The organism is Actinomycetota bacterium (genome assembly GCA_040905475.1).
GTDB lineage: Bacteria > Actinomycetota > AC-67 > AC-67 > AC-67 > DATFGK01.
This window is the reverse complement of the sequence record JBBDRM010000109.1, coordinates 1-23,903: the sequence shown is the minus strand read 5'-3', so window position 1 is coordinate 23,903 and position 23,903 is coordinate 1. Positions and strand designations below refer to the sequence as shown.

At 66.3% G+C, this 23,903-nt stretch carries 25 protein-coding genes and 1 tRNA gene; 16 read left to right on the top strand and 10 right to left on the bottom strand.

All coding sequences use genetic code 11. The features are described from left to right. Nucleotides 1-444, bottom strand: a 444-nt coding sequence (locus WEB06_12965; GenBank protein ID MEX2556522.1) for a hypothetical protein, incomplete at its 3' end; no start/stop codon positions are given. A gap of 114 nt (nucleotides 445-558) precedes the next feature. On the opposite strand from WEB06_12965, the gene WEB06_12960 reads away from it, so the two are divergent. Beyond that, nucleotides 559-630: transfer RNA gene (locus WEB06_12960), tRNA-Val, on the top strand. A 555-nt stretch (nucleotides 631-1,185) separates the two neighbouring features. Beyond that, a complete protein-coding gene (locus tag WEB06_12955; GenBank protein ID MEX2556521.1) occupies nucleotides 1,186-1,731 on the top strand; it encodes a hypothetical protein in 546 nt (181 codons plus the stop codon). Nucleotides 1,732-1,842: 111 nt separating this feature from the next. On the opposite strand, the gene WEB06_12950 is transcribed toward WEB06_12955, so the two are convergent. Continuing rightward, entirely contained in the window at nucleotides 1,843-3,483 is a 1,641-nt protein-coding gene (locus WEB06_12950) for a hypothetical protein (GenBank protein ID MEX2556520.1), read from the bottom strand. 711 nt (nucleotides 3,484-4,194) lie between these two features. Here WEB06_12950 and WEB06_12945 point away from each other — a divergent pair. After that, nucleotides 4,195-4,509 carry a CopG family transcriptional regulator gene (locus WEB06_12945; protein MEX2556519.1) on the top strand — a complete coding sequence of 105 codons (315 nt, stop codon included), beginning with the start codon at nucleotides 4,195-4,197 and terminating at the stop codon, nucleotides 4,507-4,509. 232 nt (nucleotides 4,510-4,741) lie between these two features. Here WEB06_12945 and WEB06_12940 read toward each other — a convergent pair whose 3' ends face one another. From WEB06_12940 to WEB06_12925, 4 genes are read right to left on the bottom strand one after another with little or no spacing between them, the layout of a single operon-like run. Further along, nucleotides 4,742-4,981 carry a hypothetical protein gene (locus WEB06_12940; GenBank protein MEX2556518.1) on the bottom strand — a complete coding sequence of 80 codons (240 nt, stop codon included), beginning with the start codon at nucleotides 4,979-4,981 and terminating at the stop codon, nucleotides 4,742-4,744. Next, nucleotides 4,971-5,432, bottom strand: coding sequence for a hypothetical protein (locus WEB06_12935; GenBank protein ID MEX2556517.1), 462 nt, complete (start codon nucleotides 5,430-5,432; stop codon nucleotides 4,971-4,973). The genes WEB06_12940 and WEB06_12935 overlap by 11 nt, the downstream gene beginning before the upstream one ends. Next, nucleotides 5,429-6,118, bottom strand: coding sequence for a zf-HC2 domain-containing protein (locus tag WEB06_12930; protein MEX2556516.1), 690 nt, complete (start codon nucleotides 6,116-6,118; stop codon nucleotides 5,429-5,431). Before WEB06_12930 ends, WEB06_12935 begins: the two co-directional genes overlap by 4 nt. Further along, on the bottom strand, nucleotides 6,108-6,641 hold the full coding sequence (locus tag WEB06_12925; protein MEX2556515.1) for a sigma-70 family RNA polymerase sigma factor: 534 nt from the start codon (nucleotides 6,639-6,641) through the stop codon (nucleotides 6,108-6,110). Before WEB06_12925 ends, WEB06_12930 begins: the two co-directional genes overlap by 11 nt. Before the next feature lie 88 nt (nucleotides 6,642-6,729). Between WEB06_12925 and WEB06_12920 the strand changes: the two genes are divergently transcribed. The 11 genes from WEB06_12920 (at nucleotide 6,730) to WEB06_12870 (ending at nucleotide 14,332) form a co-directional block, all read left to right on the top strand. Continuing rightward, complete coding sequence (locus WEB06_12920) at nucleotides 6,730-7,854, top strand: hypothetical protein (protein ID MEX2556514.1); 1,125 nt, start codon at nucleotides 6,730-6,732, stop codon at nucleotides 7,852-7,854. Nucleotides 7,855-7,999: 145 nt separating this feature from the next. Beyond that, nucleotides 8,000-8,341 (top strand): hypothetical protein, encoded by a 342-nt coding sequence (locus tag WEB06_12915; protein ID MEX2556513.1) that lies wholly within the window; start codon nucleotides 8,000-8,002, stop codon nucleotides 8,339-8,341. Further along, nucleotides 8,341-8,985, top strand: coding sequence for a class I SAM-dependent methyltransferase (locus tag WEB06_12910; GenBank protein MEX2556512.1), 645 nt, complete (start codon nucleotides 8,341-8,343; stop codon nucleotides 8,983-8,985). Before WEB06_12915 ends, WEB06_12910 begins: the two co-directional genes overlap by 1 nt. After that, complete coding sequence (locus WEB06_12905; protein ID MEX2556511.1) at nucleotides 8,982-9,356, top strand: hypothetical protein; 375 nt, start codon at nucleotides 8,982-8,984, stop codon at nucleotides 9,354-9,356. The genes WEB06_12910 and WEB06_12905 overlap by 4 nt, the downstream gene beginning before the upstream one ends. Before the next feature lie 34 nt (nucleotides 9,357-9,390). Continuing rightward, nucleotides 9,391-9,591 (top strand): rhodanese-like domain-containing protein, encoded by a 201-nt coding sequence (locus WEB06_12900; protein MEX2556510.1) that lies wholly within the window; start codon nucleotides 9,391-9,393, stop codon nucleotides 9,589-9,591. Between the two features lie 3 nt (nucleotides 9,592-9,594). Then, on the top strand, nucleotides 9,595-10,092 hold the full coding sequence (locus WEB06_12895; GenBank protein ID MEX2556509.1) for a CBS domain-containing protein: 498 nt from the start codon (nucleotides 9,595-9,597) through the stop codon (nucleotides 10,090-10,092). Nucleotides 10,093-10,547: 455 nt separating this feature from the next. After that, nucleotides 10,548-11,687 carry a DUF3179 domain-containing protein gene (locus tag WEB06_12890; protein MEX2556508.1) on the top strand — a complete coding sequence of 380 codons (1,140 nt, stop codon included), beginning with the start codon at nucleotides 10,548-10,550 and terminating at the stop codon, nucleotides 11,685-11,687. Beyond that, entirely contained in the window at nucleotides 11,687-11,887 is a 201-nt protein-coding gene (locus WEB06_12885) for a hypothetical protein (GenBank protein ID MEX2556507.1), read from the top strand. The genes WEB06_12890 and WEB06_12885 overlap by 1 nt, the downstream gene beginning before the upstream one ends. Nucleotides 11,888-12,069: 182 nt before the next feature. Then, on the top strand, nucleotides 12,070-12,636 hold the full coding sequence (locus WEB06_12880) for a hypothetical protein (protein ID MEX2556506.1): 567 nt from the start codon (nucleotides 12,070-12,072) through the stop codon (nucleotides 12,634-12,636). A 4-nt stretch (nucleotides 12,637-12,640) separates the two neighbouring features. Then, nucleotides 12,641-13,495, top strand: coding sequence for a haloalkane dehalogenase (locus WEB06_12875; protein ID MEX2556505.1), 855 nt, complete (start codon nucleotides 12,641-12,643; stop codon nucleotides 13,493-13,495). A gap of 111 nt (nucleotides 13,496-13,606) precedes the next feature. Beyond that, the gene (locus WEB06_12870) at nucleotides 13,607-14,332 is read left to right on the top strand and encodes a spondin domain-containing protein (protein ID MEX2556504.1); all 726 of its coding nucleotides are present in this window, start codon (nucleotides 13,607-13,609) and stop codon (nucleotides 14,330-14,332) included. Between the two features lie 255 nt (nucleotides 14,333-14,587). On the opposite strand, the gene WEB06_12865 is transcribed toward WEB06_12870, so the two are convergent. After that, nucleotides 14,588-17,029 carry an EAL domain-containing protein gene (locus WEB06_12865; GenBank protein ID MEX2556503.1) on the bottom strand — a complete coding sequence of 814 codons (2,442 nt, stop codon included), beginning with the start codon at nucleotides 17,027-17,029 and terminating at the stop codon, nucleotides 14,588-14,590. A gap of 3 nt (nucleotides 17,030-17,032) precedes the next feature. Beyond that, complete coding sequence (locus WEB06_12860; GenBank protein MEX2556502.1) at nucleotides 17,033-17,632, bottom strand: molybdopterin-dependent oxidoreductase; 600 nt, start codon at nucleotides 17,630-17,632, stop codon at nucleotides 17,033-17,035. Between the two features lie 508 nt (nucleotides 17,633-18,140). Here WEB06_12860 and WEB06_12855 point away from each other — a divergent pair. Both WEB06_12855 and WEB06_12850 read left to right on the top strand, forming a co-directional pair. Then, nucleotides 18,141-20,414: a PAS domain S-box protein gene (locus tag WEB06_12855; GenBank protein MEX2556501.1), complete on the top strand. Its 2,274-nt coding sequence runs from the start codon at nucleotides 18,141-18,143 to the stop codon at nucleotides 20,412-20,414. Continuing rightward, entirely contained in the window at nucleotides 20,411-21,598 is a 1,188-nt protein-coding gene (locus tag WEB06_12850; protein MEX2556500.1) for an HD domain-containing phosphohydrolase, read from the top strand. The genes WEB06_12855 and WEB06_12850 overlap by 4 nt, the downstream gene beginning before the upstream one ends. A gap of 172 nt (nucleotides 21,599-21,770) precedes the next feature. Here the strand turns inward: WEB06_12850 and WEB06_12845 are convergent, their stop codons facing one another. Continuing rightward, complete coding sequence (locus WEB06_12845; protein MEX2556499.1) at nucleotides 21,771-23,288, bottom strand: glycosyltransferase family 39 protein; 1,518 nt, start codon at nucleotides 23,286-23,288, stop codon at nucleotides 21,771-21,773. Nucleotides 23,289-23,294: 6 nt separating this feature from the next. Beyond that, a complete protein-coding gene (locus tag WEB06_12840) occupies nucleotides 23,295-23,825 on the bottom strand; it encodes a GNAT family N-acetyltransferase (GenBank protein MEX2556498.1) in 531 nt (176 codons plus the stop codon). Nucleotides 23,826-23,903: the final 78 nt, after the last annotated feature.

Genomic DNA, 23,903 nt, shown 5'->3' with positions numbered 1-23,903 from the left:
CACGCCGAGGACCTGGGCCTGCACGGTCGGGCTCACCGAGACGGTGGGATCCTCCGTCGGCGTCTCCGTGGGACTCACCTCGGGGGCGGGCTTCTTCCCGCACCAACCGTTGTTGTCGTCCTCGCGATCGGGGTCGTTCCCGCAGCCGTTGTTCCCGTCGGTGCCGGGGCCGGTCTTGTCGTTGTTGTCGATCCCATGATCCGCGCCGATCCCGTCTTGATCTGGGGTCGATGGACTCTTCCCTTGATACGTGCCGTCGGGGTTCGCGGGATCCTTGCTCGAGTCGGAGGGTCCGGCATCCTCCTTGTTGTGACCGGGCGCTTCTGCCGACTTCCCTGGATCGTCGGGTTTGCCGGGCTGCCCGCCGGGGGCAGCGAACGCGCTCGTCGCGACGGCGGCCAGCGCGATGGAGAAAACGACCACGAGCAGAACCTTGACTCTCATGGGAGCCTCCTTTTCCGGCCCCCAGAGCCTCGTTCTGTGGCCTTCTCATTACCCCGCGTAGGCGACATTCATGCATCAAAGGCTCGATAAGGTCACCGGTAGGATGTGGCGCTCGGGCGCGTAGCTCAGTGGTAGAGCACGACTCTTACAAAGTCGGGGTCGGAGGTTCGATCCCTCCCGCGCCCACTTATGGCCACAGGTGCAGACTTACCTGTGGCGCCAGACCTGCACCCCCACTCAGGCCGCCGGTCGGCCCCGTTACGGCTGGAGAGGCGGTTTCTCCATTCCGGCGTGACGCAACGCCAGAAGCCTCCTCAGATTCTCGTACTCCCGCCGGGACATCGGGACGAGGATGGGTTCGCCAACGATCACCGGGGCGCGACGGTACTTCCGCTTTGAGCGAGGTGCGGTCTTCTTGGGCTGGTCTGAGTTCGCTGCCTGCTGCGCAATGAGCATCCTCCTGAGTCTCTGGGACGTCGCCGGGTTGTGGACATTGTCCACGGAAAACGTGTACATTGTCCACATGCCGAAAGGCCAGCATAAGGAGATCGCCGAAGGCGCTCCGCGAGGCCAAGGAGGCAGGGTTCAAGGTGATCGGAGCTCCACGCCGGCCATGTGTGGGGGAAGGTCATCGCCTCGAACGGGACAGGAGCTCAAGGTGTGGAGCACGCCACGTAATCCGGAGACCATGGCGAAGCGCATCCGGGAGTTCGTTCGCAAGTACCCGAAGGGAGGGAAGAGATGATGGCCACCTACATTTTTCGACTCGTTGTCAGCGATCCGATCGACGACGAGGGCGCGAACCGGCTTTTCGAGGCCGGCGTCGATGACGGCTCTCCAGAGACGGGCCCGAAGGGCCACTCGATCGGGTTCGATCGAGAAGCAACCTCCTTCCGGGAGGCGATCCTCTCGGCCATCAAGGAGGTTGAAGGGGCTGAATTCAAGGTTCTGCGAGTTGAGCCAGATGAGCTCGTCTCGGCAGCCGACATCGCAGACCGTACCGAGAGGAGCAGGCAATCCATCTCGGCGCTCATCAACGGCACACGCGGTCCAGGAGCATGGCCTCGACCCTTAGCGGGAAACGTCAGAAGTCCTCTATGGCGATGGAGCGACGTTCAGGCATGGTTTCAGAAATTCGATGGCAGCCAGGAAGTCAACGAAGAGGAAGCAGCCCTACTGGCGGCAATCAACGATCTTCTTGCGGCGCGAAATGCACTAGAGCATCTGAAGAAGCGCGACCGGACAACCCTGGTGCGGCAGCTGGTTGCTCTGGCGCTGCCCTTCTGATGGCTGATCGGTTCGCAGGCGTTGAAGAGGATTGATGCCGAAGATGAGCTCTGAACGAATCGCGCCGCAAAGCGATCCTACGAGAAAAGGAGCACCCAGGTCGCGTCGATGTCATGCGGGACGCGGCCGGTAGGAGAGCCCACCCGCCACGAAGCGCAGACCGTTCGGTCCCGCACCTCCCCAGACGAGCATCTCCTCACCCGTCCAGACGGCGGTGTGCAAATAGCGGACGTCGCCCGGGCCGGGGACCGTCGTCCACACGCCGGTGCGAACGTCAAAGGCCTCGCCGTCGGAGCGTCGCTTGGCGTCGATCGCGCCACCCCAGATGATCAACTGTCGGCCTGTCCATGCCTCCGATGACGACACGCGGCCGTCGACGAGGCGGTCCGCTAGTCGCCGCCATCGGCGCTTCTCCGGGTCGAAGGCCGCTACCTGTACGTCGCCCATGCGACCGTCGTAGCTCCGGCGGGTCTCGCCGACGACGATCGCCTCGCGGCCGGTCCATACCGCGCTGAAGGACGTGCGGGGGCTGAACGGGGTTTCGATGGAGCGCCAGCGGCCGGTCCGAGGGTTGTAGGAAGCGGCAGTCGTCAGAGTCGTTCCCCAGCCGCCGACCGAGCCGCCGAAGATGAGCATCTCGCGTCCCGTCCAGAGCGTCGCAGCGCCGGCCCTGGCGATGTGGTGTGGTGGGATGGTCCTCCATCGATCAATTGCCGGGTCGTACGCGGCGCCGTCTTCGTAGGCGTACCCGCTCTCAGGCTGCCCGCCCCAAACCATCATTTCCCGACCGGTCCAGACCACCGATGCCAGCACTCGGGTCGCGATCGGCGCGTCGGCGATCCGCCGCCAGCGGTTGGTCGCCGGGTCGTACGCCGCGCCGCCGTCGACGCGACCACGGGAGCGCTCGCCGCCCCAGATGATCACCTCCCGTCCGGTCCAGACGCTTAGCGCCAACTGGCGGGGACCGATCGGTGCGGCGGGGAGGCGACGCCATCGGCGGTGGAACGGGTCATATGCGGCACCGTCGCCCCACTCGCGGTGCCTCCATCCGTCATCGGCGTATCCCTGACCGCCCCATACGATCATCTCGCGGCCGGTCCAGACCGCGACGTTACCGGTGCGGGTCGACAGCGGTCCTTGGGGGAAGGGGCGCCAGGCGGGGTCGCGGGTCGTCACTGCTGCCGAGATATCGGAAAGATCCTGCTTAGTGCCGGTGCCCCCCGCTCGCGGGAGTGCTGCCCATCCCAGCAGAGCGCTGACAAGTGCGCCGACCAGCGCGACAGAGCGCAGCCGGACCGCCGGCCAGCGCCGGCCGGCGATTGCGCTGCCGAGGAGCAGTGCGAGTCCGCAGGCCGATGCCACCGCTGCAGCCCACCAGATTCCCGTTTCGATCAGGATCTCGGTGCGGTGCCAGCCGAAACCGAAAGTGCCGCGCGTCTCGGGACGCAGCCAGGTCGGCCAGTTCCATGCGAACCACCCGAAAGTCAGCCCGCACATGGCGCACCCGACGATCGCGCCCCAGCCCGCCGTCTCGCCACGCCGGGCGGCCTGCGCGGAGCGGATCATCCCTCGGAGCAGGAACCAGCCCATCGGCCAAGCGAAGGCGTAACCGAACATCACGAGAATGACGATCGCCCCGCTCGCGATCATCCACGCGAAGCTGTGCACGCCGACGGCCACCAAGGTCCATGCGGAACAGATCGCGAGGAAGGCGCCCCAACGACGCAGATCCGAGCTTGTGAAGGATTTCACAAATTCATTCTCGCGCCGGTGGCAATGTGTGGTCAACGGCGTAACCGGGGCGACCCGATACAACCGGAAGCAGGTTCAATCGCGGCGCGTCACGGGCAGCCGATACGCTTCCGATTCCTGGCCGCCTGGGCGGCCCATCTCGCGTTGTTATGGTTGCCTTTGAAGCCGTCGCGCCGCACCTTGCCGTACCGTTTGACCAGCGCGAACGGCTCGCCCGTGAGCTGAGGCGATTTTTTGCACTTGATGACAGTTGGGTCTACCCGGCAGCGCCTACCAGGCTGATCGGCAACCGCGTGACCCGCGGAGATCTTTTGCACCACTGACGCCCCGACCGAACCACCGACTGGGCGTGGTTCTGTGCGCTCGCCCGAGAGTGACTGTCTTTCGTGGTCAACGTCTCGGACGCTCGCCGCCTCCATTCCGCGAGGGGTCCTTTCGCTCGCGAACATGCGCGTCGATTAATGCAGTGCAATAATTACTGGTGCAGAAGGTCAAGCTCACCCAGGCGGCTCGGAAGCGCCGCATCGGCAAGGCGCACATGCGATGAACCAAGCCGGGGAGCCTTTGAGGGTTCCAGCCGAGGGAGATTTGGATGCGCCTGGTGTGGATCGGCGAGGACGACCGCGGTGTCGCGTTGGAGATCATCGGCATAGAGGTTCCAGAATATCTCCTGATCATCCACGTGATGCCCGTCGCGTATCGGAGGAAATGATGGCAGCCAAGAAAACGATCGGCTCGAAGTACAAACTTTCGAAGGGACAAGACGTCGATCTCAAGCGTGAGGTCATCCGTGATCGACGAGGGCGACGCATCACAGATGAGTATGTGCGGCGTGCCGTCGCCGACGTTCACGAGAAGGTAGGGCGTGGCCGGCCGTCGTTGACCGGGCGAGCGAAGACTTCGCCGCAGGTGACGTTTCGTCTTCCACCAGCGTTACGCGCCAAGGCGGAAGCTAGGGCGAAGCGCGAAGGTAAGCAGGTTTCGCAGGTCGCGCGCGAAGCGTTGGAGCGGTACCTCGTGTCCTGATCGGCGATTGTTACGACGGCCTGAGCGGAGGGTCGGTGTCTCCGGGGAGACTGGGGAAAGCAGCCGCGGAAGACGGCTCTTAGGCTGTTTTCGGCAGGAGCCGCTCGAGGCATGCGCCCGGTTGCGTTGTATCCCTGAGGTGAGAGTCATCTTCTCGCAGCCCAGGCGGCGTGCTCGCCTTCTGTTTCGGCGAGAAGTGTCGGGCCTACCCCCTGCCCGCGATGATCTTCCGCTACCGCAAGGGGTTGGGGATCGAGACCTCCGGGGCAACCCTGGTTAGGCGCTTCCGGATCTCCATGCCGAGGTATCCGACGATGCGGCCGTCAACTTTCGCGACGCGCCTCAAGACGTCGTCGCGCGATACGTATCTCTCGAAGGCGAGGGTGTCGAGATCGTCGTCCGATGGAGCGATATACAGCGCGGCGCTCTCCACCACCTCGCACCCGATGACGAGCCGGTGGTCAGCCGTCATGCTGACTCCGGGGAAAGATGTGACTCCGTTCCGCTCGAGCTTCTGCGGTGCGGCGTGCCTGATCCAGGTGCTCGCCGACGGCTCTGTCGAACATCTTTCGGATGATCCACCCCTCTACGAGCCCGCGGATCCCGCCGTGCGGCGTCTGGAATCTTCCGCGGTAGCGGAGCTCACAAGCGTCGACGGAGAGCAGCATGACTTCGATCGATTCCTCCACCATCGGCAGGGGCCCGCGGACCCAGCGATAGGCGATCCGATCCGGCGGCTCGAGATGGACGAGCTCGAGGGTGACGAGCTTTCGATTCCCGAGGTCGATCCGGAACTCGACCAGCTTCTCGTGCTCGCCACGCTCTTCGACGACGGGCCCGGCGCTCGACACCACTTGGAAACAGAGCTCCTGGGGCGCGCGAACCCGAAGGCTCTGCTCCCTCAACGCGACGATGCGACTCACACGGCTCCCAGCGCGTTCGCTGCGCGCTCGAGGACATCAGCGTCCCGGCCGAGCAGGAGCAGAGCGTGCGGATGCTCCGCGCACAGAAGGGCGACCTCGCCGTCGGAGGCGGTCCAGGTGTCGGACGAGCGATCCGCTCCGGCGGCGACGGGGAACGGCTCGTCGCTCAGGTAGAGGAGCACTCCGTTCCCGGCGCGATCGCGATACGCGAACGCGTCGATGCGGAACTCGCCGATGCGTCCTGAGCCTCCGTCTACGTACACGAGTCCGGCCGAGGTGAGGTCCGGCGCTGTCCTCGTCGCAGGCTGGGCTACCGGCAGGCGACCGGTCCGGAAGTCCGCGACCGCCGCAGCGATCGCCTCAGGCTGGGAAGGGTCGCGCACGACGAGGAACGTGGAGGTTCCGGCGGCGATAACGAATACGGCCGCCGCTGCGGCGAGCCACCGACGGGTCCGCCGCGCAGGCTCAGGCGAGAAGGCGGCTACGGCGGCGCGAACGTCCTCACGCAATTGCTGCGACGCTAGTTCCCGTGCCGATTCGGCGAGCGCTCGGCCGCGCCGTCCCTCGGATACCTCTCGCCAGCAGTCCTCGCATTCCAGCAAGTGGCGCTCGAACGCTGCGGCGCGCTTCGGCGGCATCTCGCCGCCGAGGAACGTCGCGGCGTCCCGTTCTGGATCATGGATCATGCTGCTCCACCTCCCTGCGTACCAGCGCAGCGAGTGCCTTGCGCCCCCGATGGACGCGCGACAGGACCGTTCCGCGCGGCGAGCGCATCACGTTCGCCGCCTCGGATGCGGTCAGACCGCAGAGATCCACCAGCGTGATCGCGATCCGCTGCTCCTCGGGCAGCTCCCACAGGGCGCGGCGTACGACGGCCTGATCCACGCGATCGAGTGCCTCCTCCGAAACGTTCACCGGGTCCGCGCGCTCGGTTCCGGGGGAGGCCTCAAGGACCTCGGGCCGCCTGCGCCGCCGGCGCAGCTCGGATCGGCCCAGGTTGAGGCAGATCGTGGCCAGCCAGGGTTCCACCTTGTCGGGTCGTCGATGTTTGATCCACGCGTCGTAGGCGCGGAGGTACGTCTCCTGGACGAGATCCTCGGCCGCCTGCTCGTCGCGGAGGATACGCCGAGCGAGGTTGTGCACGAGGTCCATGGCTCCCAGGGTCCTCTGGAGGAACTCCTCTCCGTGCATGCCTCCCTTCCAACTCATCTGGACGCTTCCAGGATTCCGATGATTCCACCGGCGGAATCATCCGCCCTTCTCGGGCGTCCCGGCGATTGGGGAGGTGGTGCCGATCGTGACGACGACCGAGGAAGCTGGGCGCCTGCGGCGCAGGGAGTTTCTGGGGTTGGTGGGGAAGCGGGGGATCCAGGCCGGGCTCGTTGGGGCTTCGCTTCCGGCGTTCCTGTCGGCGTGCTCGAAGGAAGACCCGGTGGTCGCACTCAAGAAATCGCCCGCGAGCACTCAGGGCAGTCCGATCGTCGGAGACGTCGTCGATCACGCGCTCACGTCGAAGGAGTGGGAGGGAGCCTTCGGTCTCGTCACCTTCCGGCTCCACCGCGGGGTCGTTGAGGGCAAGGACGTGTTCTTCATCCGCACGGACGCCTCGGACGAGGCGTACGCGAAGGCAGAGAAGCTCGTCTGGGTTCCCAAGCTGTCGGGGCTCGCTTCGCGGGGTCCCGCCGGCGACGCGTACCTCGTGACCGGCGGCACCGCCGATCAGGCGGTCGTGTTGTCGTCGGAGCCCGGCCGAACCGATTTCACTCCTGCGTGGCGGATCAACCGCGTCTCCTGGCAAGCGGAGCCCCGGCCGCTGCGGTCGGTCGCCGAGGTGAAGGCGGCTGAGACGAAGGGAGACGTGTCGGTCGAGCGGACGAGCATCGTGATGAATGGGCCGGTCGTGAAATGGTCGACGGGCGAGCTTCCCGTGGACACCGAGCGGAAGGTCTACCTCGGCGGCGGTCAGCTCCTCGAGCCACCGGATGCGACGGCGATGCGCGTGATGTTCAAGCTTCACGAGTGCTTCCCCGGCGTTCGCTACATCGTGACCGACGTCTCCTTGAAGCCGATGTCGGAGGGGATGAAGATCGCACACTCTGCGGCATTGAACGGCGCGTCCGGCGCGCGAGCGACGGGCCGCACGAATGTGTTCATGAACGGGATGAAGGGTTCGGGTCCGATGGGGTTCCAGCCCTCGGTCTTCGACACGTCGGCCGGGTCGCCGGCGTGGAGCCCGTACTGGGATCACGTCACGTGGGCCTGGAACGCCGGCCGAACCGCGAAGATCCTTCGCGATGAGGGGTCCGTCCTCGCCGCCGAGCAGGCGGGCGATCTGAAGAAGTTCCCGGGCACACCGGACACCAAGGGGGAGATCTTCGTCGTGAACTGTCCCGTTCCGGTTTTGGCCCCGAACACCGTGTGACGCCGGCAAGCGGCGGCGGCGGGTGCCTCCCCCGGGCCGCCGCCGCCCCGCCCGGTGGATCGGGAATCACGCGACGTCGGCTATCGTCATTCCTGGTATGGAGCTGCCACGTGTGGGCGAGCCGCCTCCATCTGCCGCGAAACCGATGAGCTCGAGAACAGGACTGGGCATCGCGTGCGGCGTCGTACTGGTCGCCGTCGTCGCGCTTTGGTTGGTCGGGCAGGGAGTGTCCGCCGACCCGACGCTGCGGGTGCCCTCGCTCGTCGAGCGGCTGTACCCGGGCACCTGGCACCCGATGGCGCGCGGGATGCTCTGGCTCATCTCGGGCGCCGCAGCGGTCGGGATCGACCTTCTGATCGCGCGTCCGATCGCGGAGTCGCGGCGTGGCGAGGTGATGGTCGTCGTCCTCGCGTTCGTCACCGGCGCCTGCTTCCTCGCCTTCGCGATCGGCAGCTTCGCCGGCGCCGGCTGGAGTGTGATCCACTGATGAGGCGGCGCCCATCCGAGCGGCATCGGCTTTTCGCCGCGTTGTACTTCTTGCAACGGATTTGGGAGCCGCTCGGCGTCGCCCGGCATCGCCGCGCCGTCGCACGAGGAGTCCGGGGACGCACGCTCGAGATCGGCACGGGGACGGGCTACTCGCTTCCCCACTATTCCGAAGGGGCCGATCTCATCGCTTGCGACCCCAGCATCTGGATGGTCGGCCGCGCGCGGAAGCGTGCACGGGACCTCGGGATCCCTGTCTGCTTCGTGGTCGCCGCCGGGGAGGCGCTTCCATTCCGAAACGAAGCTTTCGAAACGGTGGTCTCCCAGATCGTGTTCTGCACGGTGGACGATCCGGCGACGGTGGCCTCGGAGGTCGGTCGTGTCCTCGCTCCGGACGGGACTTTCCGGTTCGTCGAGCACGGGCTCGCGGACCGGCCCGGGTATCGCCGCGCGCAGCGCGCGATCGCACCCGTGTGGCGCAAGTTGTTCGGAGGCTGCCGGCTCGACCGGGACGTCGTGGCGCCGATGATCGACGCCGGCCTGACCGTGGTGAAGCTCAAGCGCTGCAACGGCGGCGCGGTCGTACGGGGCAGTCTCCGGTCCGCGGTCCACGAGTCGTCTGTCCCCGGCCGGGCCGCTTCGTGAAGGTCCAAGAGTTGCATCCGGCGCGAGAAGCGCCTCGCACGCGCGCCGGTCGGCTCGGCGCGTTCGCGGGGCTGGCGGCCATCAGTTGTTGCGTGTTTCCCATCGTGCTCGTGCTCTTCGGGCTGGCCACCGCCTCGGAGGCGATCGCTCTGGGGAACCGCCTGTATGGAGATTGGGGGTGGGTTTTCAAGATCGTGGGAGCGGCCTTCGCCGCTGCCGGCGTCGTCATCCACCTCCGCCGCAGCGGAGAGTGCACCGTTCAAGGCGCGCGCCGACACCGCGCGTACATCGCCCGGATCCTCCTCGTTGCGCTCGTCGTCTACTGGGTCGTCTACGGGGCGACGAAACTATTGGCGGCATGGGGATCCTGAGTGGGAGCCAGATTGCGCGAGTAAGGGAGGATCGATGGAAGAGATCGACCGAGGTCGGGTACGTCGACTCGTCGCGGACGGCGCGCAACTCGTTGAGGCTCTCCCGCCCAAGGAGTTCGCGGAGGATCATCTGCCGGGAGCGATCAACCTGCCGCTCGCGAAGCTCGAGACACAGGCACGGAAGGTCCTCGATCCGAGGCGGCCGGTCGTCGTCTACTGCTGGGACAGCGCCTGAGACTTGAGCCCACGAGCCGCGTGGCGGCTCGAAGCGATGGGATTCGGCGAGGTGTACGACTACGTCGCCGGGAAGCTCGACTGGTTGGCTGCGGGTCTTCCGACCGAAGGGACGAACGCGGAGCAGCCGCGGGCAGGCGATGTCGCACGCAAGGACGTGCCGACCTGCCGTCTTGACGAGCAGCTAGGAGGCGTTCGCGAGCGCGTCCGCGCGGAAGGCTGGGATGCGTGCGTCGTCGTCAATGCGGAACGCGTGGTGATGGGACTCCTACGAGGGAAGGAGCTCGGAGGAGATCCTGAGCAGACGATCGAACACGCCATGCGTCCCGGTCCGAGTACGTTCCGGCCCCACGTACGCGCGCGAGAGATGGCCCGGTACATGATCGAGCATGACCTTGCGAACGCGCCCATAACGACGTCCGATGGAAGACTCGTCGGCCTGCTCGTTCGAGAGGACGCAGCACGAGCTGCGGGGGAGTGGCAGGGGGAGAAGGTGACATGAACCTAACCGCAGAGGGCCTTCGTTTGCCGTGCTCGAACTGCGGGCGAGGGACCGACGAGTGCGTCTTCTGCCAGGATCCGGATTGCCATCGCGTCATTTGCCACAGCTGTCTGATCGTCGAGCTAGGAGAGGCGATGCGCGAACCCCACGACCACGGAGGATGAGGCGCGTACGCGGTCCAGATCCTCGACCGACTGTTGGAGCTGTCGCTCACTGAGCGGGCCGATATGGATCGACGCGATCGATCCATCGGGAAGGACGAACACGGTGACCGGAATCCCGAAGGCTCGCAGCGCACGGTAGAAGGCTCCTGAGTCGTCGAGGCTGCTCTCGGCGACGGATCCGCCGTCGAAACCACGGAGCGAGAGGGCCGGGAGGGTCGATCCCGTCGCCAGGTGGGCAGGGAAGCGGGCGGCCGCTGTGGGCGTCCCATCCTGTGAGGAGGTATCCGGGTCGTGAAGCGCGCGGGTCTGGCCGTTGCGGCGCTCGCATTGATCGCAGCAGCGTGCAGCGAGAAACAGCCGGCAGCGTCCGGTGTGGGGACGGAAGCAGAGGCGAAGTTCTTCTGGGATGAGCCGGGCGTCGATCACCCGTCGCTCATCCCACTGGATGAGATCGTGTCGGGCGGCCCGCCGCCGGACGGCATCCCTCCGATCGACGAACCGAAGTTCATCTCACCGGCCGAAGCGATCTGGCTGGATCGGCAGGAGCCGGTCATGGTCGTGGAGATCGGCGAGGACGCTCGGGCCTATCCGCTCCAGATCCTGCTCTGGCACGAGATCGTGAACGACACGGTCGGCGGTCGCCCCGTGCTCGTCACGTACTGCCCGCTGTGCAACAGCGCGATCGTCTTCGATCGAACTGTTCGTGGGAACGTCACCACCTTCGGGACGTCGGGCCGCCTGTACAACAGTGATCTCGTCATGTACGACCGAGCGACCAAGAGCCTGTGGCCACAGATCCTCGGCAAGGCGGTCGTCGGACCGATGATCCGCACAGAGCTGGAGGTGATCCCGTCGGCGACGACCGCCTTCTCCGATTTCCGTGCCGCACACCCGGACGGGAAGGTGCTCTCGCGCGACACGGGCTTCGATCGGGACTACGGCACGACCCCCTACGAGCGATACGACTCGACCGCCGATCCGTTCCTGTTCAGGGGCGAGGTGGACACGAAGCTGCCGGCGATCGCGCGCGTCGTCGGCGTTCGAACCGCCGACGGTCCCAAGTCGTATTCGGTCGAAGCGCTTCGCCGGCTCGGCGCGGCCGCCGCGGTGAACGACCGCGTCGGTGCGACCGAGCTCGTCGTGTTCTTCAAGCGCGGGACGAGGAGCACGCTCGATGGTTCTCTGGTCGCGAAGTCGAAGGACGTCGGATCCAGCGGTGTCTTCTCTCGCCGGCTCGGGTCCCGTGTCTTCACCTTCGAGGCCGACGGCGACCGCTTCACCGACTCGGAAACCGGAAGCGAATGGAACATCTTCGGCCGGGCCGTCGCAGGTCCGCTCCTCGGTAGGCAGCTCGACATGATCGACAAGGTCGACACGTTCTGGTTCGCCTGGGCCGTGTTCGTCCCCGATGCACCGCTGTGGACGGGCTGATGCCGGCCGCGTTCTTCCTGCAGGAGATCCTCCTCCCTCGCACCGATGCGGGGACGATCGCCCAGTGGATCGTCGTCGCGACTTCGGTGCCGACCGCGGCCGTCCTGCTTCGCCGGAGGGGATCCGGCGACGTCGCGGTGTTCGTCTCCGGACTCGGATGCCTCGCGCTGGCGTGGTTCGCAGTCCGCGCCGTGCATTGAGCGGGTTCGCCTTCGTGTGGCGTTCCTAACCCGCGGCGTGGTACACGAATCGTGCTGAAAAGGAGGGTGTGCCTATGGACGCGCGGATCGCGACCGACCTGCTGTCGCTGAGGCGCGCAAGCGGTGCGCTGGTTGCGGTGACGCTACGCGGCGACTGGTGACCGTATTGCTGCGGCCAGCTCGTGCGGCTGGAGAGTGAGATCGAGCAGCTATACGCGCTCGGCGGTGAGCCCGTCGGCATCAGCGTGGATCCACCTGCCCGCAATGCGGCCATGGTGGGGCGCTGGCACCTGTCCTTCCCGATCGCGTCCGACCCCGGTGGAGAACGTTTCCTGCATCCTCTGGATCTGTGGGACGATCGCGATCCGCGACAGATCGGCATCCCCGCCGTGATCGTGCTCGGCCCGGACGGGGAGGAGGCGTGGCAGCACCGGAGCCGCGATTTCGCCGACCGGCCCGACGACGCCGACGTGATGCGCGCACTCGAGTCGCTCCACCTGCCTCCCCTCGATCCCCCGCGGGCTCGATGGCAGCCCGACCTCGAGGCCGAGGAGCACCCCGGCGCCTTCCGCACGGATGCGTTCGGCGCCTACCACCGGGGCGTGATGTTCGCGATGGCTGCGATGGCCGGCCGGATGGTGGACCCGGCCGACCGCGCCGAAGCCGAGTCCCTTGGCCGCCAAGCCTCCAGCTTCATCGACGCCTGGAAGCAAGTTCGAGCTCGGGGACGCGGCCGGATGAAGGAGTAGAGCCATGAAGATCACGTTCACCCCCGACGCGGAGCTGTATCCCTTCACGTCCAGGTGGTTCGATTCCTCCGCCGGACAGGTCCACTACATCGACGAGGGTTCGGGCACGCCGATCCTGTTCTGCCACGGCAACCCGACGTGGAGCTTCCTCTATCGCGGCATCGTCGCCCGACTACGCGATCGCTTCCGTTGCGTCGCCGTCGATTACCTCGGCTTCGGACTTTCCGAGCGGCCCGAGCCCTACGGCTACACGATCGAGGAGCACGCACGCATCGTGGGCGAGCTCGTCGACCAGCTTGCTCTCGACGGCTTCATCGTCATGGGGCAGGATTGGGGCGGCCCGATCGGCACCGCGGTCGCCACCGACCGCGCGGACCGCGTCTCGGGGATCGTGCTCGGCAACACGTGGTTCTGGCCGGCGACCTGGAACTTCAAGCTCTTCAGCAAGCTCATGTCGAGCCGTCCGATGCAGCGCCGGATCCTCGAGGACAACTTCTTCGTGGAGAAGATCATGCCGACTGCGATGGCGCGGAGACTATCGGAGACCGAGAAGGAGCACTACCGGAAGCCGCAGCCGAGCCCGGAAGCGAGGCGCGGCGTGGCGGAGATGCCGAAGCAGATCATCGCCGCCTTCCCGTTGCTCGACCGGCTGTCACGCGACGTCCCGGCGAAACTCGGTTCGAAGCCCGCGCTGTTCACGTGGGGCATGAAGGACTTGGGCTTCCGGCCGAAGATGATCGAGCGGATGAAGGCTACGTTCCCGGACCATCTTGCCGTTCCGCTTCCGCGCGCGAAACATTACATCCAGGAGGACGCGCCCGACGAGATCGCCGACGCGATCACGAAACGCTTCGGATGACGATGGCAGGTCGAGACAAATTAAGAGTTCCATAAGGGTTTTGTAAGGGCCTCGAAATCTCGCTGGTCTAGGGTCGGACGCGCAGGCTCCGCAGCGACGAGAGGAGGCCACGTGGCCCGAAGGATCGCTCGACTCGCGATCGTGATCGCGATCGTGCAAGCAGCGGTACTGGCCGCCGCGCTTCCCGCGCAATCGGCAACGGCGCGACGGTATCGCGTGACCATCACGAATCTCACCCACGGGCAGCCGCTCACACCCCCCGTCCTCGCCGTACATCGCCGGCCGGCTGGTATCTTCCGTGTGGGGTCGCCGGCAAGCGTCGGCGTGCAAGAGATCGCAGAGAACGGCAACCCGGCGCCGCTCGTCGATGCGTTGGAAGCCAACCCACACGTCGTGTCGGTTGTCACCGGCAACGTTCCGATCGTGCCGGCGAACCGCACGGACGAGACCGGCTTTCCCGACAGTGTCTCGTTCGAGATCGACGGCGGGCCCGGCGCGAAGTATCTGTCGTGGGAGTCGATGCTGATCTGCACGAACGACGGCTTCACCGGCGTGAGCCGTCTGCGTCTTCCGGCACAAGGCCACGAGATCACGGTCCAAACCGTCGGTTACGACGCGGGCACGGAGCTGAATACCGAGCGCTTCGCGGACATCGTGCCGCCGTGTCAAGGGTTGATCGGCGTGACCGGAGACCCGGGCACGGGAACGACCGATCCGGCGCTCGCCGAAGGCGGCGTGGTGCACATGCACGACGGTATCGAGGGCTCAGGCGACCTCATCCCGGCAGTGCACGGCTGGACGGAGTCGGTTGCAACGCTGACCATCACCGCCCTGTAAGCGGGCCCGGTTCTGCTTTCGTCGCTGAGCCGAAAGCCAGCAGCGCGCCGAGGCGGCGAGAGGCGCCCTGCGACTTTCTGTTCGGTGTGACCTACTTCGCGTTGTTCCGGTTGCACCATGTAACCGCCTCGCCGAGTCCTACCGTGCCTCTTCACCAGCGAAAACGGTTCGCCGCCCTCGAGCTGGGGCGATTTTTTGAACTTGATGACAGTTGGGTCCACGAGCCTTCAGCCGGTGCATCAAACGGGACGTCGTCTACTCGGACACTGAGCTGCTCGCGTACCGGTTCGCCTCCGGAGTGACTTCTTTCGAGGCACTCGGGATCTGCAGCAGGGCTCCCGCGAGGCTCGACGTCGTGAGCAGGTCCTCGATGATCCCCGGGTCCACCGGGCGACTGTAGTAGTTGCCCTGCGCGTGACTGTAGCCAAGTCGGCGCAGCTCGATGTCCTGCTTCTGGTCCTCGACCCCTTCCGCGATCGTTTGCAGATCGAACGACTGTCCGATCTTGAGGATGGCATGAGCCAGAGCGGTCTCCTCCGGCCCTCGGCCTACGCCATCCACGAACGACTTGTCGACCTTAAGGATGTCGACGGGGAACTGCCTCAAGTGGGACAGCGACGAATAGCCCGTGCCGAAATCATCGATCGCGATCTGCACGCCAAGCTGTTTCAGCTCGTGCAGGATGGAGGCGACGCGCTCGACGTCGTGCGACACCACGCTTTCCGTTACTTCGATGATGAGCGCGTCGGGTGAGATGCCGGCTTCCGCGATCGCCGACGCGACGTCCCTCACGATCGTCTCGTCGCGCAGCTGTCTCGACGAGAGGTTCACGCTCATCTTGAGATGCCGGCCCGGGGAGCCGTCCAGCCACACGCGAAGCTGCGCGCATGCCTGGTTGAGAGTTCTGCGTCCCAGTGCAGTGATGAGCCCGGTCTCCTCGGCCATCGGTAGGAAAGCGCTCGGCGGCAGGATGCCGCGCGTTGGATGGTCCCACCGGACGAGCGCCTCGAGTGCGGTGATCTCTCCGGTCGGGAGCGAGACGATCGGCTGATAGTCGAGGAAGAGCTCATCCGACTCGATGGCGGCGCGCAGCTCCGACTCGAGATCCACGCGTCGCCGGATGAGCTCGCCCATGGACGGGGAGAAGAGTTCGAAACGAGCCTTGCCCCGCGCCTTGGCCATGTACATGGCGGTATCGGCCTGTCGAAGGAGCATGTTGGCGTCGTCTTTGCTCCGCCACGACGCGATCCCGATGCTCGCGTCGATGAACAACTGACGTTCCGACACCGCATAGGGCGAGCCCATCTCGAGAAGGGCACGCTTCGCAACCTCGATGGCTACCGTCTCGGACGACCCGTCCTCCTCGACGAGGATCGCGAACTCATCGCCGCCGAGGCGAGCGACCAAGTCCTCGGGCCGGACGCACCGGCGCAGCCGGTCGGCCACTTCGATGAGAAGCCGGTCTCCGGCGTCGTGACCGAATCCGTCGTTCACCGTCTTGAAGTCGTCAACATCGATGAAGAGAACAGAGGGGCGCCGGTGATCGACGTCCCGGCGGTGGAGCGCCGCCTCGACCCGTTCGCGGAACAACGCTCGGTTGGCGAGGCCCGTCAGGGGATCGTGCATAGCTTGCCGGCGCAGTTCCAGCTCGAGGGTCTTTCGCTCGGAGATGTCTCGATGGTTCATCACGATCGCGGCGACGTTGTCGTCGTCGAGCAGGTTGGTTATGGTCGCTTCCACGTCCCGCCACGCGCCGCTGCGGTCGCGCATCCGGATCTCCACCGTTCGCGGCCCGTCTCCTCGAACGGTGACATCCGCCAGGGCCTCCGCCAGCCGCTCGGGAGCATCGACGGTCTCGAACACGCTCGAGCCGACTCGCGCGTCGGGCGTGAATCCGAGGTTGCGTTCGACGGACGCGCTCTCGTAGCGGATCTCCCCTAGGAGGTCGAAGACGGTGATCACGTCGGAAGAGTTCTGCACGAGCGAGCGGAAGTGGGCTTCCTTGGTCGCGAGGTCCCGCTCGGCCGCTTCGCGGTCCGACATCTCGGCCTGCAACGCTCGATACGCCCGTCTGAAGTCGGTTCTGATCGCGTGGCGCAGCGTCAACCCGAAGGCGCCGCCCAGAACCATGAGACAACCGCCGAGGGCGGCGAGCAAGATCTTGGACCGGCTCGCCTCGCGCGACGACTTCTCTACCGACGCGAGGAACTGCTGCTCCCGGTGGTGGTAGAGCTGCTTGAGCGTGGAGGCGATCGTCGCGAGCGGCGCCTTGATCGAGCGCCAAGCCGCTTCGAAATCCTCAGCGGACGATCGCGGCGACAATCCCGCCACGATCCTGTCGACCTTCGCAAGCGCGGATCCGGTCGCGGCCATGGCCTGTCGCTCGATCGTGTCCATGGAAAGCGACGCAGTGACGGTCAACTGGCGTTCGAGGAGCGCACGCCTCAGGCGCAGCGCGGCGAAGTCGCGATCCGTGCCGAGACTGGCCAGCTGCGACTGCCAGACCAGCGTTTCTCGATGAACGTAGTTCATCGTTGTGACCCGGTCGGCCTGATCATCGTATTCGGCGGCCGTGGCCTCGATCTGACTCGAGACGCGCACGATCAGTACAACGGCGCCCAGCATGAGGGCGGCGACGACCGCCGCGAAGACGATCAGGAAGGGCCGTCTCCGCCGCGTTTCGGGCGCGCGGTTCATCGCCTACCGAACCTGCATTCCGCGGACGCTCCAGACCCAGGAGTCGGAGTCCTTGCCGGACATGGAGTCGTCCGAGAACACGATCCGGATCGGGCCGCCCTTCTCGATCGGTATCGCCTTGCCGTTCTCACGTGTCGCGAGCAGAACTTCCCCCGAGCGCGCCACCTCGATCGGCAGCAGCCAGGTGTAGTCGTCCAGCGCCGTGATGAAGACGCTGCTCGCTTTTCCGTCGGCACCCGCGGCCGTGAGCAGATCCGACAGGAGAACCCCGGAGAACGTGGTCGCCTTCTTCACGAACGGCTCGAAGACCGAACCGCTCACGATGGGGAGCGTCTCGAGCGTCGCGAGGTCGATCGTCAGTCCGTCTCCGCTATTCGTGCGCGAGATCCGCCCGGTGAGATCGAGCACCGCATCGCTCGGAACCGGGATGGCTTTCATCGCCTCCAGCGAGCCGGCCGAAACGACGGCGAAATGCTTGGGAGCCTCCGTTGCTGCCGAAGCCGATGGACTATTCGCCGAGGTCGAGCCGCCACAGCCCGATAGCGCGAGCGCGACCGCCGCGATCGCGGCCGAGGCGCTCGATACGGTCGTGGATCTCTTCATCGAACAATCCTCCTTGCCCTCCTGCGGCACGTCTTTCGCGCCGCTCCGTGATCCGTCTTTCTCATCCAGGTTGTCGTCCGCGAACCGCGCCGAGCCCATGACGAAACGCGGCGGTTTCCGGTTGACCCTGGAGCGGGACAGGACAGGGGAGGGTCAGACGCGGGGTAGCCCGGGAGTCCGAGGAGTCGCGTCGCGTGACTAGTCCTCTTCGGCGCTCCTGCGCAGGAGGACGCGTCGACTCGTGGAGGACGTCTCCGGGGGTGGCTAGTCAGCACATCTCCCCAAGCGAGGCAAGCATCGGCCCAAAAGGGTCGAGCCGGTCAAGGTGCGGCTCGGAACTGCCGACGCACCATATGGAAGGGGGTTGTCACCGTGCATCGCTCGGGCGGGTTCGGACTCCTTATTCGCGCTCGGGCGGACCGTCTCTTCTCTGACGTTCGATCCGAATCGAGCTGGCGGCGCAACCGCCGGGTAGCGCGCGGCCGGTCCGAACGCACGGGAGGGCCGAGTGGACGGCCCTGAGCGCTTCGTCGAGGATCTGATCTCCGCCGGTCCGGTGTTGATCTTCCGGCGCAGGGTGAACGAGGTCGCGACCTACGTTAGCCCGAACGTCACCGACATCCTCGGCTATCCACTCGAAGAGATCGTAGACGTTCCGGATTTCTGGCTCGCGCACATCCACCCCGACGATCTCGAACAGTTCCGCGCAGAGGCCGATTCAGCGTGGCGATCCAAGGCCCACGAACTCAAGCGCGCCTACCGGTTCCTTCACAAAGACGGGGCCTACCGGTGGCTGCAGACCACGGTCCGGTTCGAGTACGACGACGCGGGAGAGCCGGTCGCCGTCGTCGGGTACGGCCTTGACGTCACCGAGCAGAAGCGCGTGGAGGAGGAGCTTCGGCAGAGCGAGGAGCGTACGCGCGCCGTCCTCCACGCGGCCCTGGAAGCCTTCGTCTCCATCGATGCGCAAGGCGTGATCACCGAATGGAGCGCGCAGGCGGAGAGCATCTTCGGTTGGTCGCGCCGCGAGGCGATCGGACGCACGCTGGCGGACACCATCGTCCCGGAGCAGCACCGCGCGGCGCACAGGCACGGACTCGAGCACTTCCTGGCGACCGGCGAGGGTCCGCTTTTGGATAAGCGCATCGAGGTCACGGCGCTGCGTCGCGACGGATCCGAGTTCCCCGTCGAGCTGACCATCACAGCGGTGCGGACGTCGGACAGCTACGTGTTCCACGCGCTCGTTCACGACATCACCGAGCGCACGCGCACGCAGCAAGAGCTTGACCGGATCTACCAGATGTCCCCCGATCTGCTGTGCGTCGCCAATTTCGACGGGTACTTCCTGCGGCTCAATCCGGAATGGACGCGCGCGCTCGGCTACACACTCGACGATCTCACCGCGCGCCCCTTCCTTGACTTCGTGCACCCGGACGATGTCCAAACCACGCTGGACGAGATGAAAACCTTGGCGACCGGCGCTCAGACGCTCTCGTTCGAGAATCGTTACCGCTGCAAGGACGGCACCTACAAGTGGATGTTGTGGAACGCGCTGCCGGTGCCGGAGGAGCGTCTCATCTACGCGGCGGCGCGGGACATCACCGAGCGCAAGGAGGCGGAAGAGGAGATCCGCGGTGCACGCGAGGAGGCCGACCGTGCCAACCGGGCCAAGAGCGAGTTCCTCGCGCGGATGAGCCACGAGCTGCGCACGCCGCTCAACGCCATCCTCGGGTTCGGACAACTGCTGGAGATGGATCCGCTTCGCCCCCAAGAGCGCGAGAGCGTCGAGCAGATCCTAAAGGCGGGGCAGCATCTGCTCGAGCTCATCAACGAGGTTCTCGACATCGCTCGCATCGAGGAGGGCAAGATTTCGCTGTCGATCGAACCGGTCCGGGTGAGCGACGCACTCGGCGATGCTCTTGATCTTGCGAAGCCGCTCGCCGCGCAACGCGGTGTGCACCTTGACACCGGCGATGCGCCCCTGTGCGACCGGCACATCATGGCGGATCGGCAGCGGCTCAAGCAGGTGCTGCTGAACCTCCTCGCCAACGGCATCAAGTACAACCACGAGGGAGGCAGCGTGATCGTCTCGTGCCGGGCCGAGGGAGAGCGGCTGCGCATCAGGGTGGCCGACACCGGGCCGGGCATCCCACGGGATCAGATGGGAAAGCTCTTCGTCCCGTTCGAGCGTCTGGGCATGGATCAGTCCGAGGTCGAGGGAACGGGGATCGGGCTGGCGCTGTCCAAACGCCTCGTCGACCTGATGGGCGGCGAGATCGGGGCCGAAAGCACCGTCGGCGTGGGCAGCACGTTCTGGGTCGAGTTCGACTTGGCGGAGGACGCAGTCGGGGCCGAGTCGGACGTCGGCGGGGCCGCTCACGCGGTCGAGGCGCTCCGCGAACGCGTCGTGCTGTACATCGAGGACAACCTGTCGAACATGCGGCTCGTAGAACGGATCATCGCCCGGCGTCCTCACGTCCGTCTGCTCGCCGCGATGCAGGGGGGTCTGGGCGCCGACCTGGCACGAGAGCATCGCCCGGACCTCGTCCTGCTCGACGTTCACCTGCCGGATACGCGTGGGGAAGAGGTCCTCGCACACCTGCGCCAGGATCCCGCGACGGCGGAGATCCCTGTCGTGGTCATCAGCGCCGAAGCGACCGCGCCCAAGATCGAGCGCTTCCTCGCCGCTGGGGCGCGCGCCTATCTCACCAAGCCTCTGGACGTCGCCCGGTTCCTCGAGGTGCTGGATGAGGTGCTCGGCCAAGGGACGGATGGCTCGTGACCGAAGAGGATGACCGGGCAACGAGCCCCGGGGTCTACGCGGAGGCATCGGCGGGGGCCCGCATCCTAATCGTCGACGACGAGGACCAGAACGTCCGCCTGCTCGAAGAGATCCTCGCCCGGGCTCGCTTCGAAGAGGTCGTGAGCACGACCGACCCGCGCCGAGTCCTCGGCTTGTTCGCCGAGGAGCGACCAGATCTGGTCCTCCTCGACCTGCGGATGCCGCACCTCGACGGGTTCGCGGTGCTAGAGCAGCTTAGCCCGCGCATACCGGCGGGGGAGTACCTACCGATACTGATGCTCACGGCCGAGCCGTCCATCGATGCGAAGCGACGGGCATTATCGATGGGAGCGACGGACTTCCTCACCAAGCCTTTCGACGTGGTCGAAGTGCTGCTGCGTATCAAGAACTTGCTCGAGACCCGCTTCCTTCACACGGCGCTCGCGAACCAGAACGAGATCCTCGAGAAGCAGGTGCGCGAGCGTACGCGGCATCTTTGGGAGGCCGTGCAACGCCTCACCGAATCGGAAGCCGCGACCAAGGAGGCGACCGAGGAGACGATCCGCTGTCTCGCCTCCGCCGCCGAGCTCCGCGACGCGGAGACCGGCTGGCACATCGAACGGATGAGCCGCTATTCCGCGCTCCTCGCCCGCCGGCTCGGCATGCCTGCCGATCGCTGCGAGATGATCCGGCTGGCCGCATCGATGCACGATGTCGGCAAGATCGGCGTGCCCGACCGCATCCTCAGCAAACAGGGCGAGCTCACACCGGTGGAGATGGAACAGATCCGCACCCACGCCGAGGTCGGTCACCGTATCCTCGCCGGCTCCAAGGCCGACGTCGTCGAACTGGCCGCTACGATCGCTTTCACCCACCACGAGCGGTTCGACGGAACCGGCTACCCGCGTGGAGTCGCCGGGCAGGAGATTCCACTCGAAGGCCGTATCGCGGCGGTCGCCGATGTTTTCGACGCGCTCACGAGCAACCGCGTGTACCGCCGTGCGTTCGCGCTCGGGCAAGCCATCGAGATCATGCACGCCGAGCGCGGCCGCCACTTCGATCCCGATCTGCTCGACCTGTTCCTGAGTTCGTTGGACGAAGTTCTCGAGTTATGGCAGTCCTACTCCGACGATCGGATCACGGCCTCCTCGGCTGATCGAAGCCTTCGCCGGGGCGCCTCCTAGCCACGCCTGGATTAGCGTCTAAGTCACCGATTTCCGAGCGCGGGTCGTGTGCCGCTTGATCAGCGAAAACGGCTCGCCTTCGAGCTGTCGCGATTTTTGCATTGGTGACAGTTGGGTCCACCCTGCGTTGTCTGGTCTCGGGTGCTTTCCGGAACGCCAGATCGGCGAGAGACTAGACCCGATAGACCCGGACGTAGGGGATCCCGTTGATCGTCAGCGCGTAGTCCGGTCTGACGTCACGGAAGCGCGCCCACACATCGGCGAAGCGGCCAACCTGCACGCTCGAGATGTAGAAGAGGACGAGATCCGGCTCGTCGCCACCCGGCGATGCCAGCGAGCTCTCCGAGATCGAGATCGTCCTCCCGGCGAAGAACTCCTCGAAGCCGGTGAGTCGCGTCGTCGCTACGACCAGACGCGTGGCATTCGGCAGGCGGCTGAGGTCTGCGGCCGCTTCGTCCAGTCCTTCCCCGCGGCCGATAGGGATCGCCCGCTGCGCCGCGATCGGCCCGCCCACCGTCCAGTTGTAGTGCGCGAGCTCGTAGGGATGGAGGGCCAAGGCCGGACCCGCGTGGAGGAAGAGTGCGGCGCTAAGGACCGGGACGAGCATGGCTTTCCGGAGCTTCTCGGTGATCAGCCGGCAAAGTACGATCGCCACCGCGAGGTCGAGGGCGGCGATCGCCGGCAACGCGTACCGGTCGGCCGTTTTCAGCGTGAGGCTGACGGCTCCGAGGAATCCGATCCCGTACAAGAGGAAGGCCGACGCGGTCCGCGCATCGGGATCATCGCGGCGACGCCGCGCGTACCAGACGGCGCCAACCCCAACGAGCGAGGTCACGATCGTGATCCGGAGCGCGACCGCGAACGGGTAGTACATGGGCCCCGGAGCCGGGAAGTGGAAGCCGAGGAAGAACTGCCCGGCGTCGCTGTCCTCGACCGCCCCGCGAGCCGCTCCGGATACGAGCAGCGATGCCGCCTTCCACGGCCGGACCCAGACGAGCGGCCACAGCGCGGCGATCACCCCGACGGCGGCGCCGATCCAAACGGCGAGCCGGCGCCGAACCCCGCGGCCGTCACGCCACAGCACGATCGCCGCGACCGGCAGCAGGTACCCGGCGAACGTGCGCGTGAGGAAAGCGAGTCCCGCGAGCACGCCGCCGACGACGAGCATCCTTCGATCGTCGTCCCTCGATGCGCGCAGGGTCGCGACGAACGCGGCCGTCATGGCCAGCGTCTGGAGGCCGTCCAGCTGGAGGACGCGGGTGTGCGCGAGCACGAAGGGGTCGAGCGATAACAAGAGCGCTCCCGCGGCTGCCGCGAACTCGCCGAGAAGCGGGCGCGCGAGCAGCCACAGCAGGAGGAGGAGCGTGACGTTCGCGATTGCCATCCCGAGCCGGGCACGCGCGTACCGCTCGCGGAGCGACGCGCCATCCGGCAGTGTCCTTTGCGCGATGCCCGCGATCCACGAGGTCGTCACGCCCGGATGTCCGGTCGTGTACGCATCGCCGAACCGAGCATCGGTGACCGCATTCACGAACCGGTCGGAGCGCTCGAGCCAGAGCGCCTCGTCGATCATGAACCCTCGGTCGAGCGTCAGGGCGCGCGGGAGGAACGAAACGACGACGATGGCAAGTCCGACGGCCAGCCGGACGGCCGGCCGAGCGAGCGCGCCGGATCGTGAAGCGGTCTGCATCGTGCGCTAGAGCTCGAGCCGGTACGCCGTGATCAGCAGCTCGGGCGACTCCCGGAAATCGTTCTCGGGGGTGCGGACGAAGCCCATGCGCTCGTACATTTCACGGGCCTGCGCCATCAGCGAGGTGGTATGGAGCCCCATGGCCGGAGCGCCGGCATCACGCGTGCGACGGATCGACTCCTCGGTGAGCGCACGGCCGATCGCGTTCCCGCGCTCGGGGGGCAGGACGCCGAGCAAGCGGATCGCGCCGATCTCTTCGGGCCATCCCGAGGCCGACTTGTCGACGCCCGGTGGGTAGTACGTGACGGTGCCGATCACGCGGCCTCCGCGCTCGGCGACGATCGCGACTGCTCCGCGTTCCGCGCGACCGCGCACGTCGACGATGTCCTTCCGATAGCCGCGGAAGGCGTCATGTGTCTCCACGCTGGAGTCTTCCGATGGGCCGTACTCGGCGTACGCCTGCGCGATCACGTCCGCGACCGCGTCGAGCTCGTCGGGGCGCGCGTCACGGATCACCACGTCGGGAGGCAGAGGCACCGTGACCTCAGGCTACCAGCGGTATGCTCCGGCTCCATGGCCCGGACATGGCGGTGGGTCGGGGAACGTGCGCTCCTG